This window comes from Streptomyces sp. CB02414, assembly GCF_001905385.1.
Lineage (GTDB): Bacteria > Actinomycetota > Actinomycetes > Streptomycetales > Streptomycetaceae > Streptomyces.
In genome coordinates this window covers 55,459-72,218 of record NZ_LIPF01000003.1, presented here as the reverse complement: position 1 = coordinate 72,218, position 16,760 = coordinate 55,459, and the positions used below count along the sequence as shown (strand labels likewise).

The following is a 16,760-nucleotide window of genomic DNA, read 5'->3' as shown; positions in this document are numbered from 1 at the left end:
GTACTATTCGGCCACGACCAAAGACTTAGGTGAGCCTAACCTAAAGGAAAGTAGGGGCACAGGGGTGAGCGCCGAGACATACCGCGATGCCTGGGGAATCCCCCATCTCCGCGCGCAGGACGCGCACGAACTCGCCCGCGCCCAGGGCCGGGTCACCGCCCGGGACCGCGCCTGGCAACTGGAGGTCGAGCGGCACCGCGCCCAGGGCACCTCCGCGTCCTTCCTCGGCCCGGAGGCCCTGTCCTGGGACCGCCTGGCCCGCCGCGCCCGCCTCGCGGACACCGCCCGCCGCTGCTTCACCGCCCTGGAGGAGAACGACCCGGAGACGGCCACCTGGGTACGGGCGTACGCCGGCGGCGTGAACGAGGGGCTCGCCGCCTGCGACGCCCCCGAGTTCGCCCGGGTGGACCTCACCCCGGGCCACTGGGAACCCTGGACCCCGCTCGCCGTCTGGCTCGCCACGCACATCCTGTTCGCCGGCTTCCCCGCCAAGCTCTGGCGCGAGCACATCACCGCCCACCTCGGCCCGGACGCCGCCGCTCTCTTCGCCGCCGACGGCCCCGGCACCGCCGGCAGCAACGGCTGGCTGGTCTCCGGCGACCGCACCGTCACCGGACACGCGATCGTCGCCGGCGACCCGCACCGCTTCATCGAGGACCCCGGCGTCTACCAGCAGATCCACTTGTCCTGCCCGGAGTTCGACGTCGTCGGCCTCGCCGTGCCCGGCGTCCCCGGCATCGCCCACTTCGGCCACACCGGCACGGTCGCCTGGGCCATCACCAACGCCATGGCCGACTACCAGGACCTCTACCGGGAACGGCTGCGCCGCACCGGCGCCGGCGTCGAGGCGCTCGGCCCCGACGGCACCTGGCACCGTGCCGCCCGGCACACCGAGACCATCCACGTCGCGGGCGAGGACACCGTGGAGGTCGAGGTCATCGAGACCGACCGCGGCCCGGTGATCGCCGGCGGACCCGAGGGCCTGGACGACGGCACCCCGGCCGCCCTCAGCCTGCGCTACCCGCCCCGCGTCACCGCCGACCTCGGCTTCGGCGCCCTGCTGCCGCTGCTGCGGGCCCGCCGGGTCGGCGACGTGGACCGCGCGCTGGAGGCGTGGGCGGAGCCGGTCAACGTCGTGCAGGCGGCGGACACCGAGGGCGGGCTGCTGCACCGGGTGGCGGGTCGCGTACCCGTGCGCCCCGCCGCGAACGGCCTGCGCCCGGTGCCCGCCTGGGAACCCGGTCACGAGTGGACCGGCTGGCACACCCCGCCGCGCGCCGGCCTCACCGACGGCGTCGCCGTGATGGCCAACCAGCGTGGCCCGGCCACCCCGCTCGGCGTCGAGTTCGCCCCGCCGCACCGCGCCGACCGCATCGCCGCCCTGCTCGCGGGCAGGGAACGCTGGTCGGCGGCGGACATGCCCGCGATCCACACGGACACCCACCTCGCCTCGGCCGCCCCCCTCCTGGACCACATCGCCGCACTCGGCGTCCCGCCCGGCGAGGCCCCCGCCCCGCCCCCCGAGGTCACTGCCCTGTCCCCCGAGGCCATCGCCCTGTCCCCCGAGGCCACCGCCTTGCGCGACCGTCTCCTCGCCTGGGACCGGCACATGGACGCGGACAGCGCCGACGCGGCGGCGTACGCGGCCGTCCGCGCGGCCGTCGTACGGCGGCTCGCCGCGCACCCGGCGCTGGCCCCGGCCGCCGTCCCGCCCGCCTATCCCGAGGTGCTCCAGCCCTGGCTCGCCCTCGTCCCGCGCGTCGCCTACGCCCTCGAACACCTCCTGCGCGCGGACGACCTCTACGGCATCGACCGCGCCGAGACCGTCCGCGCCGCGCTGGAGGAGGTGGCCGCCCGGCCCCCCGCCGGCACCTGGGGCGACACCCACCGCCTCGCCCCCTGGCGGGCCCTGCCGGACACCTCGGGCCGCCCGGAACCCGGCCTGGCCGGCGACCACGACTGCGTGCTCTGCACCTCCGCCGTCCCCGGACTCACCGACCGCGCCGCGCGCGGCCCCGCCGCCCGCTACGTCTGGGACCTGGCCGACCGGCAGCACAGCCGCTGGGTGGTGCCCCTCGGCGCCTCGGGCGTCCCCGGCTCACCCCACCACCGTGATCAGCAGCCCCTGTGGCTCGACGGCGCACTCGCCCCGGTGATCACCGACTTCGACCGGCTCACGAAGGAAACCGATGACTGACCCCGACGCCCACCAGGCCGCTCCCACGCCGCCGTACGCCTCCCGCAACCCCGTCCACGAGCAGGAGCTCCGCGGCTTCGGCACCGTCCGCGTCCTCCCCCTCGACCCCGCCGCGGACGCCGACACGATCCACCGCTGGGTGAGCGAGGAACGCGCGGCCTTCTGGGGCATGACCGGACTCACGCGCGATCAGGTCGCCGGCGTCTACGCCCACATGGACACGCTCGACACCCACCACGCCTTCCTGGTCGTGAAGGACGACGCGCCGGTCGCGCTGCTCCAGACCTACGACCCCGAGGCCGACCGGGTGAGCGAGTGCTACGAGCCCGAACCGGGCGACATCGGCGTCCACCTGCTGCTCGCGCCCGCGGGGCCCGAGGGCGCCCGTCCCGGCTGGACGGCCGCGCTGGCGTCGGCCCTCATGGCGTACGTCCTCATCGGCCTGGACCGGAAGCGGATCGTGGTCGACCCGGACGTCGGCAACGAGAAGGCGATCGCCCGCTTCCTCAAGCAGGGCTTCACCGCCGGACCGGCCGTCGTGCTGCCCGAGGTCGACCTGCCGGACGTGTACCTGCCGGAGAAGAAGGCGCAACTCGCCTTTCTCCGCCGGGAGGTAGCCTTCCCCGCGTGACGCGCACGCCGACCGCCGAAGACCTGATCGCGCACTACGGGCTGGCACCCATCCCCCGCGAGGGCGGCCTGTTCCGCCGCACCTGGGCCGGTCCCGGGGGCCCCGGCGGACGCCCCGCCGGGACCGCCATCGTGGCGCTGCTGACCGCCCGCCCGGACGACTTCTCGGCACTGCACCGCCTGCCCTCGGACGAGGTCTGGCACTTCTACCTCGGAGATCCCCTGGAGCTGCTGCTCCTCGGCCCGGACGGCGGCACGCGCACCGCCGTGCTGGGGCCGGACGTACTGGGCGGGCAGCACGTGCAGTTCACCGTTCCCGCCGGGACCTGGATGGGCGGCCGGGTCAGGGCGGGCGGCGCGTGGTCGCTCTTCGGCTGCACGATGGCGCCCGGCTTCACCTACGGGGACTACGAGCACGGCGACGCGGCCGAACTGACGGCGCGCTACCCGGACCAGGCGGCGCGGATCATGGAACTGTGCCGTCCATGAGTCTCCCCACTCTCCTCGACGGACAGGTCGCCCTGGTCACCGGCGCGGGCGGCGGCATCGGCCGGGGCATCGCGCTGCGGTTCGCCGAGGAGGGCGCGGCGGTCGCGGTGCACTGCCGTACGGCGGTGGCGCCGGCCCAGGACGTGGCCGCACGGATCCGGGACCACGGCGGCCGGGCGACCGTGCTGCGTGCCGACCTCACCGACGAGGACGCCTGCCGCACCCTGGTCGAGGACGCCGCCGACTGGGGCGGCGGACGGCTGACCGCGCTGGTCAACAACGCCGGCGTGCAGCCGCTGCGGGAGCTGCCCGGTATGACGGCCGCCGAGTGGCGGGAGGTCGTGGACACCAACCTCACCGGCGTCTTCGCGTGCACACAGTCCGCCGCCGCGATCATGCGGGACCAGGACGGCGGCGGCACCGTCACCCACATCGCGTCCATCGAGGCGGGCGCCCCGGCCCCCGCCCACGCGCACTACAGCGCCTCCAAGGCGGCGGTCGTGATGCACGCCCGTTCGGCGGCCCTGGAGTACGGGCCGTGGGGAGTGCGGGTCAACTCCGTCTCGCCCGGCCTCATCGACCGGGACGGTCTCGCCGAGGCCTGGCCGGACGGCGTACGGCGGTGGCGGCGGGCGGCACCCGCGGGACGGCTGGGCCGGCCGGAGGACGTGGGCGACGCGTGTGTGTTCCTGGCGTCGCGGCTGGCGTCCTGGATCACCGGTCACGACCTCGTGGTGGACGGCGGGGTGACGGCACGCCCGTCATGGTGAGGAACCGGCCGTACCCCGCACCGAACCGGCCGGACGTCCGCTGAGCGGCGCGGCCCCCGCATCCGTACGTATCCCCGAGGCAGTGGGTCCCGACGACGGAGATGCGACGTGAGGCGTGGTGGCGGTGCGCGTGCCGTGGACCGGCGAGTGCGGGGACCGTGGGGGCGGCGCTGGCCGGTGCTCATGGGCACCGTGTTCACCCTGCTCGTCCTCGGCGTCGGCGGTGCCGGACCGGCGTCCGCCCACGCCGCCCTCCGCTCCACCGACCCCGGGGACGGCAGCGTCCTCCGGTCGGCCCCGCGCCACGTCACCCTGACCTTCACCGAGTCCGTCGGCCTGCGCGACGACTCATTCCGCGTCCTGGACCCCGGGGGCCACCGGGTGCGCACGGGGGAGGCCGGACGTGCCGGGGGCCGTTCCGACACGGCCCGCGTCACGCTGTCGGGCGAGCTCGGCGAGGGCACGTACACCGTGGCGTGGCGGGTGGTGTCGGCCGACAGCCACCCCGTCTCCGGCGCCTTCACCTTCTCCGTCGGCAAGCCCTCCGCGGCGCCGGCGGCGGTGGACCCCGGTCCCACCGAGGACCCCGCGACCGCGGCCCTTCACCACATCGCCCGCTACCTCGCCTACCTCTCCGCCGCCCTGCTCATCGGCGCAACCGCCTTCGTCGCCCTGTGCCGCCCGCCGGACCCCGCCCCGCTGCGCCGTCCGCTGCTGGCGTCCTGGTGGAGCCTGCTGGCGTCCACCGTCGCCCTGCTGCTGCTCAGGGCCCCGTACGAGGCGGGGACGGGACCGTCGGCGGTTCTCGACGTCCCGGCCCTCGGCGGCACGGCGTCGACCCGGCCGGGCGCGCTGCTGCTGGCGAGGCTGGCGCTGCTGGCACCGGTGGCGTTCCTCCTCACCCGCGCCGCCCGGCGCCGCATACGCACCCCCGTCTCCGCCGCGGCCGGCGCCGCGCTCGCCGTCGGTCTCGCCCTGACCTGGGCCGCGGCCGAGCACGCCTCCGCCGGCATCCAGGTGCCGGTCGCGATGACGTCGTCCGTGCTGCACCTGCTCGCCACCGCCGTCTGGCTCGGCGGCCTGGTCGCCCTCCTCCTCATCCTGCGCGGCACCACGGACGCCGCCACCGTCGCCCGCTTCTCCCGAGTCGCCTTCGTCTCCGTGGCCGTCCTGGTCGTCACCGGCGCCTACCAGTCCTGGCGCGGACTCGGTTCCTGGCAGGCGCTCACCGGGACGGCGTACGGCAGGCTGCTGCTGGCCAAGCTGGCGGCGGTCGCCGTGCTGCTGGCCGCGGCGGCGGTCTCGCGACGGTGGACGGCGGCACTGGCGGACCCCGGGACAGCCGTACGGGAACGGGAGCGCGCACCCGACAGGGTGCCGGAACGGGTGGGCGGGCCGCCCGGGGGCGGGGAGCCCACCCCGGAGCCGCCCGAGCCGGCGCCACCGGCCGGGACCGCCGCGGACGCCCACCGCCGGGGACTGCGGAGGTCGGTCCTCGCCGAGGCCGGCGTCGCGGCCGTCGTCCTCGGAGTGACGACCGTGCTCACCAGCACCGTCCCGGGCCGTGCGGCGGCCGAGGCGGCGCGGTCCGCACCGGCGGGCGGAGTGCTGCCCGCGTCCGTCACCACGATCCCCTTCGAGATCGGCGACTCCGGCAGCGGCACCGTCCAGATCACTCTGGACCCCGGCCGCACCGGCGACAACGCGGTCCAGGCCGTCGTCTTCGGCCCCGACGGCAGCCTGGCCGCCGTACCCGAACTGCGCCTCTCCTTCACGCTGCCCGACCGGGACGTGGGCCCGATCGACGCGGAACTCGTCGACCGGGGCGGCTACTGGAGCGCCAACTCCCTCACCCTCCCGCTCCCCGGCACCTGGACGATGAGGACGACGGTCCGGGTGTCGGAGATCGACCAGGTGAGCGAGTCGAGGCGGATCCGCGTCGAGAGGTAGGGATGAACGACGGTCGGAAAGGACTTCTTCCCTTCACGAGGACGAGGACGGGACGAGGACGACGACCGCGTGGACCGCATCAACCCGGGAAGGGAACGGAAGCCGATGAGTCTCCGTCAGTTCGAGTACCCCCTGGCCGTGGCCGAGCAGGGCCCGGTGACGGCGGCGGAATCGCTGCGCGTCACCCAGCCGTCGGTGTCCCAGGAGATCCGGGGCCTGGAGCGGGAACTGGGCGTGGAACTGTTCGCCCGTACGCCGACGGGGCTGGTGCCCACTGCGGTCGGCCGCGCCTTCCCGCGCGACGCGGAGGCCGCGGTGAGCGCGGCCAGGCGGGCGCGGGCGGCGGCGCGGGCCGGTGCCGAGGAGCTGGTGGGCGAGCTGGTGGTCTCCGCCCAGCTGGGGCTGGGCACCCGGCAGCTGCCGGGCGCGTTACCCGCGGCTGGAGGTCACGGTCTTCGAGGAGCCGAGCTCCGCCGGGCTGGAGCGGCTGTGCCGCCGAGGCGTGCTGGACCTCGCCCTGATGGCGGCGTGCGAGCGGAGCCCCTCCGACGCCCACCACCTCGGCGACGAGGAGTTCGTCGCGGTGCTGGGCACCGGGCACCCGGGGCTTGCCGCGGACCGGGTCGAGCTGGGCGCGTTGAAGGGGGAGCCGTGGGTGCGGTTCGACCGCGACAGTCCTGGACGGCGTACTGCTGAACGTGCTGCGGGACAGCGATCCCGCCCCGGTCACGGCCGCCCGCGTCTCCCAGACGGCGACGGCCGTCCGCTGGGCCGCCCACGGGCTGGGGGTGGCGCTGGTGCCCGCCTCGGTGGTGCCCCATAACCACCGGCACCTCGCCCGCCCGGCCTTCCCGGCCGTGTCTCAGCCCGTCATCGCCGTGCTCCGGCAGGGCGCGGGCCCGGCGGAGAAGGCCCTGGTCGAATTTCTCCGCAAGGAATCCTGGCCCGCTTCCCTTTCCGTCCCGACGATTTCCTGACGGCCGGGAGAAGGAGACGGGCGCCACTCGACCACTCCCGTCGCGATGTCCGCCACGGAAATACGTTGTTACCCCCTGGGGAATTCCCCGCCGTCCACGAAGATGTCGCTGCCGGTGAGCCAGCCGCCCAGTCGGACGCGAGGAGCAGCACGCGTGGGCGATGTCGTCGGGCCGGCCGTCGCGCCCCAGCGGGGTGGTGGTATCCGGGCCCGGCTCTTCGGACAGGCGCGCCCACTGCTCCCGCGTCGCCTCGCCGCCGGGCGTGGCGACCCTGCCGGGGCTCACGGTGTTGACCCGGATTTCGGACGGGGCAGTTCCGCGGCCATGCCCCGGCTGTAGTTCTCCAGTGCCGCCTTCGCCGCCTCGTAGTGCAGGAACGGCGGCAGCGCGGCGGCGACCGCGGCCGAGGAGACGTGCACGATCACCCCGGTGCCCCGCTCCCGCCCCCCGGCGCCAGCAGCGCGTCCAGCCGTACCGCCGCCAGGAAGTTCAGGTCCAGCGCCTCTTGCCACTCCTCGTCGGGGATGTCCAGGGCGCCCTTGTACGGCTGCGCCCCACCCGCGTTGTGCACAAGGACGTCCACCTCGCCGAGCACCTCCCGCGCGGCGTCCGCGACCGCCTCCGCTCCCGTCCGGGTCCGCACGTCGGCCGCGGCGAAGGCGGCCCCTTCCGGCACCGTGCTCGTCGCCGACCTGGCGGTGGTGAGCACGTCGGCTCCCGCCTCCATGAGCCGCCGTACAACGGCCGCTCCGATACCGCGGGTGCCCCCTCGTGACGAGGGCCCGCTTTCCGGCGAGTTCCCGTGAATCCGGTCCGTTCCCATTCGGGGACATGTCTTTGTTTCTCTCGGTCGCGTGCATGGAAACAACGGTGATCACCTGTGTCGAGCTGCTTCACGCTACGACCGGAAAACAAACAGAGGCAAAGACGGGATATGAGGGGGGGCTATAGGGGGTTCCTATGCCTCCGGGAGCGGCGGGGTGCGGCTGTGCCGCCGGGCCGACGTCGCGGCCGTGCCTGCCGGGGCACGGAAAACCGAGGCCCTCCCACGCTGCCGTACGACCCCGTTGTGGCCCCGCTCATGGCTGCTGGAAGCTGGCGAGAGCGAAGCGGGGGTGGAGGAGGGCGACATGGCGGCGCAGGCGAGAGCCACGGCGCGGAGCGGGGGCGGACGGCCGGGCGAGGGCCGGACCGACAGGCGGTCGCCGGTCCGGACCCGGCTCACGGGTGTGCTGCTCATCCTGCTGTCCTTGGCGTCGGTGGCCGGCTGCTGGCTGGTCTTCAGCCGGTGGTTGCCTTCCGACGGCGCGCGCTACCAGGACTATCGCGCGGCCGAGCCGTGTTCCTCCCGCGCCATGGAGCAGAGGGAGACGGACTGCCTGAGCACCTGGCGGTTCACAGTGGAGAAGACGGTGAACGAGACCGCCGGGAAGAGCTCCACCTACGAGGCGGTCCTGACGGACCGCGACTCCTGGCGGGCGACCGTGTCATTCGGCGACCCTGGCCCCCTCCTGGAGCGGCTCGAACCCGGCGACCGGGTCACGGCCACCGCCTGGCGCCGCGACATCGTGGCGCTCGGCAAGGACGGTGTGCGGCAGAACACCTCGGCGGCGCCCCGCGACGAACTCCAGATGAACGCCGCCGTCGGCGTGCTCGCCGGGCTCGTCGCGGCACAGACCCTCGTGTTCGGCGCGGTGCGCCTGGTCAGGCCCCGGCACCACGAGCCCTTCACATGGGAGCCCTATGGCAGGCGGCTGTTCTTCACCATCATCGCCGCCTGCTTCGGAGTGGGCCTGCCCGCGGTGTGGACGGGCATCCCGTGGTGGTCTGCGCGGCGGCGCTGATGTACCGCGCACGTCGAAGGGCCCCCTGTTTCCAGGGGGCCCTTCGACATCGTGCCCGGTGAGGCACTGGCGGAGGATACGAGATTCGAACTCGTGAGGGGTTGCCCCCAACACGCTTTCCAAGCGTGCGCCCTAGGCCTCTAGGCGAATCCTCCGCAGAGAACATTACATGACGTCGGAGAGTGCTCGCGAACTCGTTCTCGGGGCCCCGGATCGGGTAACGTGTGGCTCAGCCCCTCACGCGGCGCTATCTGACTGAACTCCCCCAGGGCCGGAAGGCAGCAAGGGTAGGTTGGCTCTGGCGGGTGCGTGGGGGGCGCCTGCGTTCCCCGGGGCGGTCCGGTTGTCAGTGGGCGCCTATAACCTCGTATGCGTGTCGTCTCTCGCGCTCTACCGCCGTTACCGCCCGGAGTCCTTCGCCGAGGTCATCGGTCAGGGGCATGTCACCGACCCGTTGCAGCAGGCGCTGCGGAACAACCGGGTCAATCACGCGTACCTGTTCAGCGGGCCGCGCGGCTGCGGCAAGACGACCAGCGCCCGCATCCTGGCGCGCTGCCTGAACTGCGAGCAAGGACCCACGCCGACCCCGTGCGGCGAGTGCCAGTCCTGCCGGGACCTGGCCAGGAACGGGCCGGGTTCGATCGACGTCATCGAGATCGACGCCGCCTCCCACGGAGGCGTGGACGATGCCCGTGACCTGCGAGAGAAGGCGTTCTTCGGGCCCGCCTCCAGCCGGTACAAGATCTACATCATCGACGAGGCCCACATGGTCTCGCCGCAGGGCTTCAACGCCCTGCTGAAGGTCGTCGAGGAGCCCCCGGAGCACCTCAAGTTCATCTTCGCCACCACCGAGCCCGAGAAGGTCATCGGCACCATCCGGTCGCGGACCCACCACTACCCCTTCCGTCTCGTGCCGCCCGGCACCCTGCGCGACTACCTCGGCGAGGTCTGCGGCAGGGAGGAGATCCCGGTCGAGGACGGTGTGCTGCCCCTGGTGGTGCGGGCCGGCGCGGGATCCGTCCGGGACTCCATGTCCGTCATGGACCAGCTGCTCGCGGGCGCCGGTGCCGACGGTGTGACGTACGACATGACGACCGCCCTCCTCGGCTACACGGACGGCTCGCTGCTCGACTCCGTCGTCGAGGCGTTCGTCACAGGGGACGGCTCGGCCGCCTTCGAGGTCGTCGACCGGGTGATCGAGAGCGGGAACGACCCGCGGCGTTTCGTCACCGACCTGCTGGAGCGCCTGCGTGACCTGGTGATCCTCGCCGCCGTGCCCGACGCCGCGGAGAAGGGGCTCATCGACGCCCCCGCCGACGTCCTGGAGCGGATGCAGGCCCAGGCGGGTTCCTTCGGCGCCGCCGAGCTGAGCCGCGCCGCCGACATCGTCAACGAGGGGCTCACCGAGATGCGGGGCGCCCACTCGCCGCGCCTCCAGCTGGAGCTGATCTGCGCGCGCGTGCTGCTGCCCGCCGCGTACGGCGACGAGCGTTCGGTGATGGCGCGGCTGGACCGCATCGAGCGTGGCGTGCAGTTCTCGGCGGGTGCGGGCGCGCCCGCCATGGGGTACGTGCCCGGGCCCGAGGCGCACGGAGGCGCTGCGGCCGCCTCCGCTTCCGCTCCTTCCGCCCCCGTCGCTCCGGTTCCGCCGGGCGGTGGGCCCGCCGCCGCGCGGGCGGCGGTGCGTGGGGCCGGGGGCGGGCCGGCCCCGGAGCCGACTGCCGGTGGCGGTGGCGGCGGTGGCGGTCACTCTCTCGGGGACGGCGGTGGCTCGCCCCAGGCCGCTCCCGCTCCCGCCCCTGCCTCCCCTCCGGCACCAGGTCCCGCGCCCGACGCGGCTCCGCCCGCCTCGTCGCCCGCGCCCGGTGCGTGGCCGACCGCGACGCCCGCGGGTGGCGGACGGCGGCCCGGAGGGTGGCCCACCGCGGCACCCGCGGGCAGCGGACAGCCCCGTACTCCTGCCGCACCCGGCCCCGCCGCGCCTCCGGCCGCTGCTCCGGCACCCACGCCGGCCGCCTCCGCACCCGCCGGCCCGCCGCCGGGCTCCGGAGTGGACCCCCGCCAGATCTGGCCCAACATCCTGGAGGCGGTGAAGAACCGTCGCCGGTTCACCTGGATCCTGCTCAGCCAGAACGCCCAGGTGACCGGCTTCGACGGCACCACCCTCCAGGTCGGCTTCGTCAACGCGGGGGCCCGCGACAACTTCCTGAGCAGCGGCAGCGAGGACGTGCTGCGGCAGGCCCTGACCGAGCAGTTCAACGTGCAGTGGAAGATCGAGGCGGTCGTCGATCCGTCGGGCGGCTCGGCACCGGCGGCCCCGCCCGGACCCGCCGGTGGATACGGCGGTCCCGGCGGTGGCGCCGGCGGCTTCGGGAACACGGGCGGCGGCGGTGGTGGCGGCTTCGGTGGCGGTGCGCCCGCGCCGCGCCCGTCGGAGCCCTCGCCCGCCGCCCGGCCTCCGGGCCCCGCGTCGTCCGCACCGGCCCCCTCGTCCGCCGCGCCCGCCGCACCCGCTCCCGCGCCCAGACCCCCGGCGCCCGAGCCGCGTCCGATCTCCCCCGAGGACGACATCCCCGAGGACGACGACCCCGACCTGGACGAGTCGGCCCTCTCCGGCAAGGAACTGCTGGTACGGGAGCTGGGGGCGACCGTGGTCGAGGAGATCGCGAACGAGTAGGGGCGGAGCTGCGCTGGAGGAAGGTACAACCCTCCGCGCCCCGCCCTCTCGGAAGCCCGCACAAAGGGCACCGGCCCGTTCCCATTAGGCTGACCCCCGTGAAGGTCCTTGTCATCGGCGGCGGCGCCCGCGAACACGCCCTGTGCCGTTCCCTGTCCCTCGACCCCGACGTCACCGCGCTGCACTGCGCACCCGGCAACGCCGGTATCGCCGAGGTCGCCGAACTGCACCAGGTCGACGCCCTCGACGGTGCGGCCGTCACCGCGCTCGCCACCCGGCTCGGTGCCGAACTGGTCGTCGTCGGGCCCGAGGCGCCCCTCGTCGCCGGGGTCGCCGACGCCGTGCGCGAGGCGGGCATCCCGGTCTTCGGCCCCTCCGGGCAGGCCGCGCAACTCGAGGGCTCGAAGGCCTTCGCCAAGGACGTCATGGCCGCCGCCGGTGTGCCCACGGCCCGTTCGTACGTCTGCACGAGCGCGGACGAGGCCGACGCGGCCCTGGACGCCTTCGGCGCCCCCTACGTCGTGAAGGACGACGGGCTCGCCGCCGGAAAGGGCGTCGTCGTCACCGACGACGTCGAGGCCGCCCGTGCGCACGCGGCGGCCTGCGACCGCGTCGTGATCGAGGAGTACCTGGACGGCCCCGAGGTCTCCCTCTTCGCCATCACCGACGGCGAGAACGTCCGCCCGCTCCAGCCCGCCCAGGACTTCAAGCGCGCCCTCGACGGCGACGAGGGCCCCAACACCGGCGGCATGGGCGCGTACTCGCCGCTGCCGTGGGCCGACCCCAAGCTGGTCGACGAGGTCGTGGAGAGCGTCCTCCAGCCGACCGTCGACGAGATGCGCCGACGCGGCACCCCGTTCTCCGGGCTGCTGTACGCCGGTCTGGCGATCACCTCGCGCGGCGTCCGCGTGATCGAGTTCAACGCCCGCTTCGGTGACCCCGAGACCCAGGTCGTGCTGGCCCGGCTGCGGACCCCGCTCGCCGGCCTGCTGATGGCCGCCGCCACCGGCAACCTCGCCGACCTGGAGCCGCTGCGCTGGAGCGACGACGCGGCCGTCACCGTGGTCGTCGCCTCCCACAACTACCCCGGCACCCCGCGCACCGGCGACCCGATCACCGGCCTCGACGAGGTCGCCGCCCAGGACGCCCCGCACGCCTACGTCCTGCACGCCGGCACCCGGCGCGAGGGCGACGCGGTCGTCAGCGCCGGCGGCCGCGTCCTGTCCGTCACCGCCACCGGGACCGACCTCACCGAGGCCCGCGACCGCGCGTACCGGGCCGTCGCCCGCATCGGTCTGGACGGCTCCCAGCACCGCACGGACATCGCGGCGAAGGCGGCGGGCGCGTAGCCCGAATCCCCACCGCACCCGAACCCGGCAGGCCCCGACTCCGTCTCAGGAGCCGGGGCCTGATCCTTGCCGTCCGTCACCCACCTTTCCCCAAAGCCATTCCATCGAGTGACCGATGGGCTATACGGCTGACGGGTGCACGACCCCCAACTAGGGTGCCGCGCAAGCGTCCGGCACTTGGCCCACCGGCATTGCGATGTCAGTGGCGGGTGCCACAGTGGGGTGAGTGAGCAAGAGCGGGAGAGCAGCAGGACAGCCCTGGACGGACAGGACAGCGAGGAGGGGGTGAGGTCCGGTCGTGACCGGTATCGGTGGTGGAGTGGAGCTGGGCGCGCAGGCCGCGCGTTCCCGGGCGCTGGCCGTGCTGCGCGTCCGCGGCAGGGCGTTGGCCGTCGCCCTGTTGCCCGCAGCCGCCGCCGTGATCCTGCTGGCGGGCGGCTCGACCGGGCACCTGGTGGGCGGGGGCTGGGACGCCGTCCGCTGGGCCGTGTCCGTGCTCGCGCTCCTCGTCCTGGTGGCCGCCGCCGCGGTCGCCCTGGTCGTCACCCGCTCCCGGCCCGCCGTCACGCCGACGGTCGCGGTCGCCGAGGAGTCGGCCCCCGACCTCTACCGGATGGTCCGCGACCTGGCCGACCGGCTCGACGTCCCCGCTCCCTCCGCGATAGCCCTCACTCCGGACTGCGACAGCTGGCTGGAGGACCGCAACCACCCGGCCCACGGCCCGCCGTCCGCCCAGGAGCACGACGACCTGTCCGGACCGGGTGGACCCGCCCGGCGCCGGAGTGCCCCCGCGCCCGTCCTCGTCATCGGCTCGCCCTTCCTGTGGTGGATGCGGGTGGGGGAGCTGCGCGCCGTCCTCGCCCCGGTCGTCGCGGGTACGGGGCCCTCGGCCCACCCCGACATAGCCGCAGCCCGCCGTTTCATACGGGGCCTGGACGCGGCGGTGGCGGCGGCGTCGGACGTCGGGCGGGGACCGTTGTCCCGTGCCGTGGGCGCGGGACTCGGCTGGGTGTCCAGACTCCTGCTGCGCAGCTGCCGTGTGCACGCGGCCGAGATGGAGCGCGGGGTCGCCGCGGCCGCCGCGGAGCGTGCACAGGCTGTGGACTACGGTCTGCGGATCGTCGCGCAGGAGCAGGTCGGGCTCGCCTACGCGGGCTGGGACCGGCTGCTGACCCGGGTGGCGCTGCCCGCCTGGCGGATGGGCCGCTGGCCCTCCCGGCTGGACGTGGGCGTCGTCGCCGCGCTCACGGAGCTGTCCCGCCGCGACCGGCTGGCCGAGGGTTTCGCCTCCCGCCTGGGTGAGCGTCCCGCCTGCGACCTGCTGGAGGAGCCCGGGACGATGGACGAGGCGGTCTCGCTCCTGGCCGCGCGCCTCTTCCACGGGGGGCCCGCCGAGACCGGCCCGGACTGGGCGCCGGTCGGGTGGGAGGAGTATCCCGAGGAGGTCGTCGACCGGACCTGGCGCACGGACGCGGCCCGCCTCCACCGCGTCCTCGACGCCCTGGGTGTCCGCCGCGCCGCCGAGGGGGCCGCACCGGGCACGGACGGCCCGACCCTGTCCCGCGTCCTGGACCACCTCACGACCACGCCCCCGGACGGCCCCGCGCTTGCGGGTGACCCGGCGACCGAGGCCGCCGCCGTCACAGGCACCGACACCGACACCAGCACCGCCTTCACCCCCGACGACGATGACGACCTCGCCGGCACGACCTCCCGCGGTGCCGCCCTCGCCGCCGGGCTCAGTGCCGAGCTGGCCCGCGAGGAAGCACGGGCACAGCCCTCCGGAGCCCCGGCCCCGGCCGCTCACCCCGGGGCGGACGCCGGACCGGTTGCCCCGGACACCGCCCTCTGGGACGACCGCGCGCTCCCTCTCCTCCCCCTGCAGCCGCCGCGCACCGGTCGCGAGATCCTCACCGCCCACATCACGGCGATGGTGTGCTGCGCGGCGATGGACACCGCCGGCGCGGCCCCCGGCCTCGACTGGCTCGACGGACCGTCCCTCCTGGTCGACGGCGCGCGAGTCGCCGACCTGGCCTCCCACGTCCGCAGCCTCGTGGAGACCGGCGACCCGGACCCGCTGCGTACCTGGCTGGCCGAGCTCGGCGTGCGCCCCGAGAAGCCGGTACGCCTCGTCTGACCCGGACTCCCCAGGCCCGCGCCCGGGCGCGGGCCCAGGACCCGACCCGCTTCGACGTCACCCCGCCCCACTCGAAGCGGACTTCTGAATTCCACTTTCGGCCACTTCGCGACGAACAGTGACAGCGCGCGCGCGAAATGTGATGTGCTGGGACCGATCGCGCACATGGCAAAGGCGTTCGTCATACGCACGACCACGGGGGCACGAGGGAGGGGACTGTCCCATGGGGCCCGAGCAGATCCGCCGCTGGGAGTCCGGCGCACTCGCGCACGCCGTCACGGATCCCTTCGGACAGGGGCCCGTCCCCTGGCTGCGCGGCGGCGAGACGTACTTCGGCGACACCGGCCAGGTCGTCCCCTGGTACGCGGAGCCGGACGCCGCACCGGACCAGGGCGGCACACCGGGCTCGCCCGGCACGAGGTCCCGCGAACGCCGCACCGACGGCGGCGGCCCGCGCGCCGCCGACGACGTCCGCCGCCAGATCAAGGGCTTCACCGCCACCGGAGCCGCCGCCCCCGGCGAGGCCATCGACTTCCACATCACCGTCGACCCGCCGCAGGAGTTCAGCGTCGACGTCTACCGCATCGGCCACTACGGCGGTGACGGCGCCGCCAAGATCACCACCAGCCCCCGCCTGTCCGGCATCGTCCAGCCCCCGCCGCTCACCGCCGACCGCACGGTCTCCTGCCACCACTGGTGGCTGTCCTGGCGGTTGCAGATCCCGTCGTACTGGAACATCGGCGCGTACGTCGCCGTCCTGACCACCGCCGACGGCCACCGTTCCCACGTGCCCTTCACGGTCCGCGACAGCCACCCCGCCGACCTGCTGCTCCTGCTGCCGGACATCACCTGGCAGGCGTACAACCTCTACCCGGAGGACGGCCGCACCGGCGCCAGCCTCTACCACGCCTGGGACGAGCAGGGCCGTCTGCTGGGCGAGGCGGACGCCGCGACGACCGTCTCCTTCGACCGCCCGTACGCGGGCGCCGGCCTCCCCCTGCACGTCGGCCACGCCTACGATTTCATCCGCTTCGCCGAGCGCTACGGCTACGACCTCGCCTACGCCGACGCCCGCGACCTGCACTCCGGCCGCATCGACCCCACCCGCTACCGGGGCCTGGTCTTCCCCGGGCACGACGAGTACTGGTCCGTCCCGATGCGCCGCACCACGGAGCTCGCCCGCGAGCACGGCACCTCCCTGGTCTTCCTCTCCGCCAACACCATGTACTGGCAGGTGGAGCTCGGCCCGTCCCCGTCCGGCGCCCCCGACCGCCTGCTGACCTGCCGCAAGCGCAAGGGGCCGGGCAAGCCGGTGCTGTGGCGGGAGGTCGACCGTCCCGAGCAGCAGCTCCTCGGCATCCAGTACGCCGGCCGCGTCCCCGAACCCCACCCGATGATCGTCCGCAACGCCGGCCACTGGCTGTGGGAGGCGACCGGCGCCCACGAGGGCGACGAGATCCAGGACATGGTCGCCGGCGAGGCCGACCGCTACTTCCCGCGCGCCCCGCTCCCCGAGCACGACGAGCGGGTCCTGCTGGCGCACAGCCCCTACACCGACGCGGACGGCGCCCGCCGCCACCAGGAGACGTCGCTGTACCGGGCACCGTCGGGCGCCTGGGTCTTCGCGTCCGGGACGTTCGCCTGGTCCCCGGCCCTGGACCGCCCGGGCCACGTCGACCCGCGCGTCCAGCGGGCCACCGCCAACCTCCTGGACCGCATCTGCAAACGGGACTGACCCAG

Annotated in this window: 10 protein-coding genes, 1 tRNA gene, 1 other RNA gene and 3 pseudogenes; 13 read left to right on the top strand and 2 right to left on the bottom strand. The window is 74.6% G+C overall.

What is annotated here, in order from left to right:
* Window positions 1-64: 64 nt before the first annotated feature.
* The 7 genes and pseudogenes from AMK11_RS11295 to AMK11_RS11270 all read left to right on the top strand — a co-directional run bounded on the left by AMK11_RS11295 (window position 65) and on the right by AMK11_RS11270 (window position 7,013).
* The gene (locus tag AMK11_RS11295; protein ID WP_073725882.1) at window positions 65-2,197 is read left to right on the top strand and encodes a penicillin acylase family protein; all 2,133 of its coding nucleotides are present in this window, start codon (window positions 65-67) and stop codon (window positions 2,195-2,197) included.
* Window positions 2,190-2,828 carry a GNAT family N-acetyltransferase gene (locus AMK11_RS11290; RefSeq protein WP_073725880.1) on the top strand — a complete coding sequence of 213 codons (639 nt, stop codon included), beginning with the start codon at window positions 2,190-2,192 and terminating at the stop codon, window positions 2,826-2,828. Before AMK11_RS11295 ends, AMK11_RS11290 begins: the two co-directional genes overlap by 8 nt.
* Entirely contained in the window at window positions 2,825-3,316 is a 492-nt protein-coding gene (locus tag AMK11_RS11285) for a cupin domain-containing protein (protein ID WP_073725878.1), read from the top strand. The genes AMK11_RS11290 and AMK11_RS11285 overlap by 4 nt, the downstream gene beginning before the upstream one ends.
* Window positions 3,313-4,086 carry an SDR family NAD(P)-dependent oxidoreductase gene (locus AMK11_RS11280; RefSeq protein WP_073725876.1) on the top strand — a complete coding sequence of 258 codons (774 nt, stop codon included), beginning with the start codon at window positions 3,313-3,315 and terminating at the stop codon, window positions 4,084-4,086. The genes AMK11_RS11285 and AMK11_RS11280 overlap by 4 nt, the downstream gene beginning before the upstream one ends.
* Window positions 4,087-4,269: 183 nt before the next feature.
* Window positions 4,270-6,036, top strand: coding sequence for a copper resistance CopC/CopD family protein (locus AMK11_RS11275; RefSeq protein ID WP_383580704.1), 1,767 nt, complete (start codon window positions 4,270-4,272; stop codon window positions 6,034-6,036).
* 105 nt (window positions 6,037-6,141) lie between these two features.
* Window positions 6,142-6,264, top strand: a pseudogene (locus AMK11_RS39205) (LysR family transcriptional regulator); the annotation flags it as partial.
* A gap of 127 nt (window positions 6,265-6,391) precedes the next feature.
* Window positions 6,392-7,013 (top strand): annotated as a pseudogene (locus AMK11_RS11270) (LysR family transcriptional regulator substrate-binding protein).
* Window positions 7,014-7,081: 68 nt separating this feature from the next.
* On the opposite strand, the pseudogene AMK11_RS11265 reads toward AMK11_RS11270, so the two are convergent.
* Window positions 7,082-7,846, bottom strand: a pseudogene (locus tag AMK11_RS11265) (oxidoreductase).
* A gap of 297 nt (window positions 7,847-8,143) precedes the next feature.
* On the opposite strand from AMK11_RS11265, the gene AMK11_RS11260 reads away from it, so the two are divergent.
* A complete protein-coding gene (locus AMK11_RS11260; RefSeq protein ID WP_241846947.1) occupies window positions 8,144-8,857 on the top strand; it encodes a hypothetical protein in 714 nt (237 codons plus the stop codon).
* Between the two features lie 67 nt (window positions 8,858-8,924).
* On the opposite strand, the gene AMK11_RS11255 is transcribed toward AMK11_RS11260, so the two are convergent.
* Window positions 8,925-9,012: transfer RNA gene (locus AMK11_RS11255), tRNA-Ser, on the bottom strand.
* A gap of 74 nt (window positions 9,013-9,086) precedes the next feature.
* Between AMK11_RS11255 and ffs the strand changes: the two genes are divergently transcribed.
* The 5 genes from ffs (at window position 9,087) to AMK11_RS11230 (ending at window position 16,755) form a co-directional block, all read left to right on the top strand.
* Window positions 9,087-9,181: signal recognition particle sRNA small type (gene ffs, locus AMK11_RS11250), an RNA gene on the top strand.
* Window positions 9,182-9,230: 49 nt separating this feature from the next.
* Window positions 9,231-11,534 (top strand): DNA polymerase III subunit gamma and tau, encoded by a 2,304-nt coding sequence (locus tag AMK11_RS11245; RefSeq protein ID WP_073725872.1) that lies wholly within the window; start codon window positions 9,231-9,233, stop codon window positions 11,532-11,534.
* 98 nt (window positions 11,535-11,632) lie between these two features.
* Entirely contained in the window at window positions 11,633-12,883 is a 1,251-nt protein-coding gene (gene purD / locus AMK11_RS11240) for a phosphoribosylamine--glycine ligase (protein ID WP_073725870.1), read from the top strand.
* A 298-nt stretch (window positions 12,884-13,181) separates the two neighbouring features.
* On the top strand, window positions 13,182-15,020 hold the full coding sequence (locus AMK11_RS11235; protein ID WP_073725868.1) for a hypothetical protein: 1,839 nt from the start codon (window positions 13,182-13,184) through the stop codon (window positions 15,018-15,020).
* 223 nt (window positions 15,021-15,243) lie between these two features.
* Window positions 15,244-16,755, top strand: a complete 1,512-nt coding sequence (locus tag AMK11_RS11230; RefSeq protein WP_073725866.1) for a N,N-dimethylformamidase beta subunit family domain-containing protein — start codon at window positions 15,244-15,246, stop codon at window positions 16,753-16,755.
* Window positions 16,756-16,760: the final 5 nt, after the last annotated feature.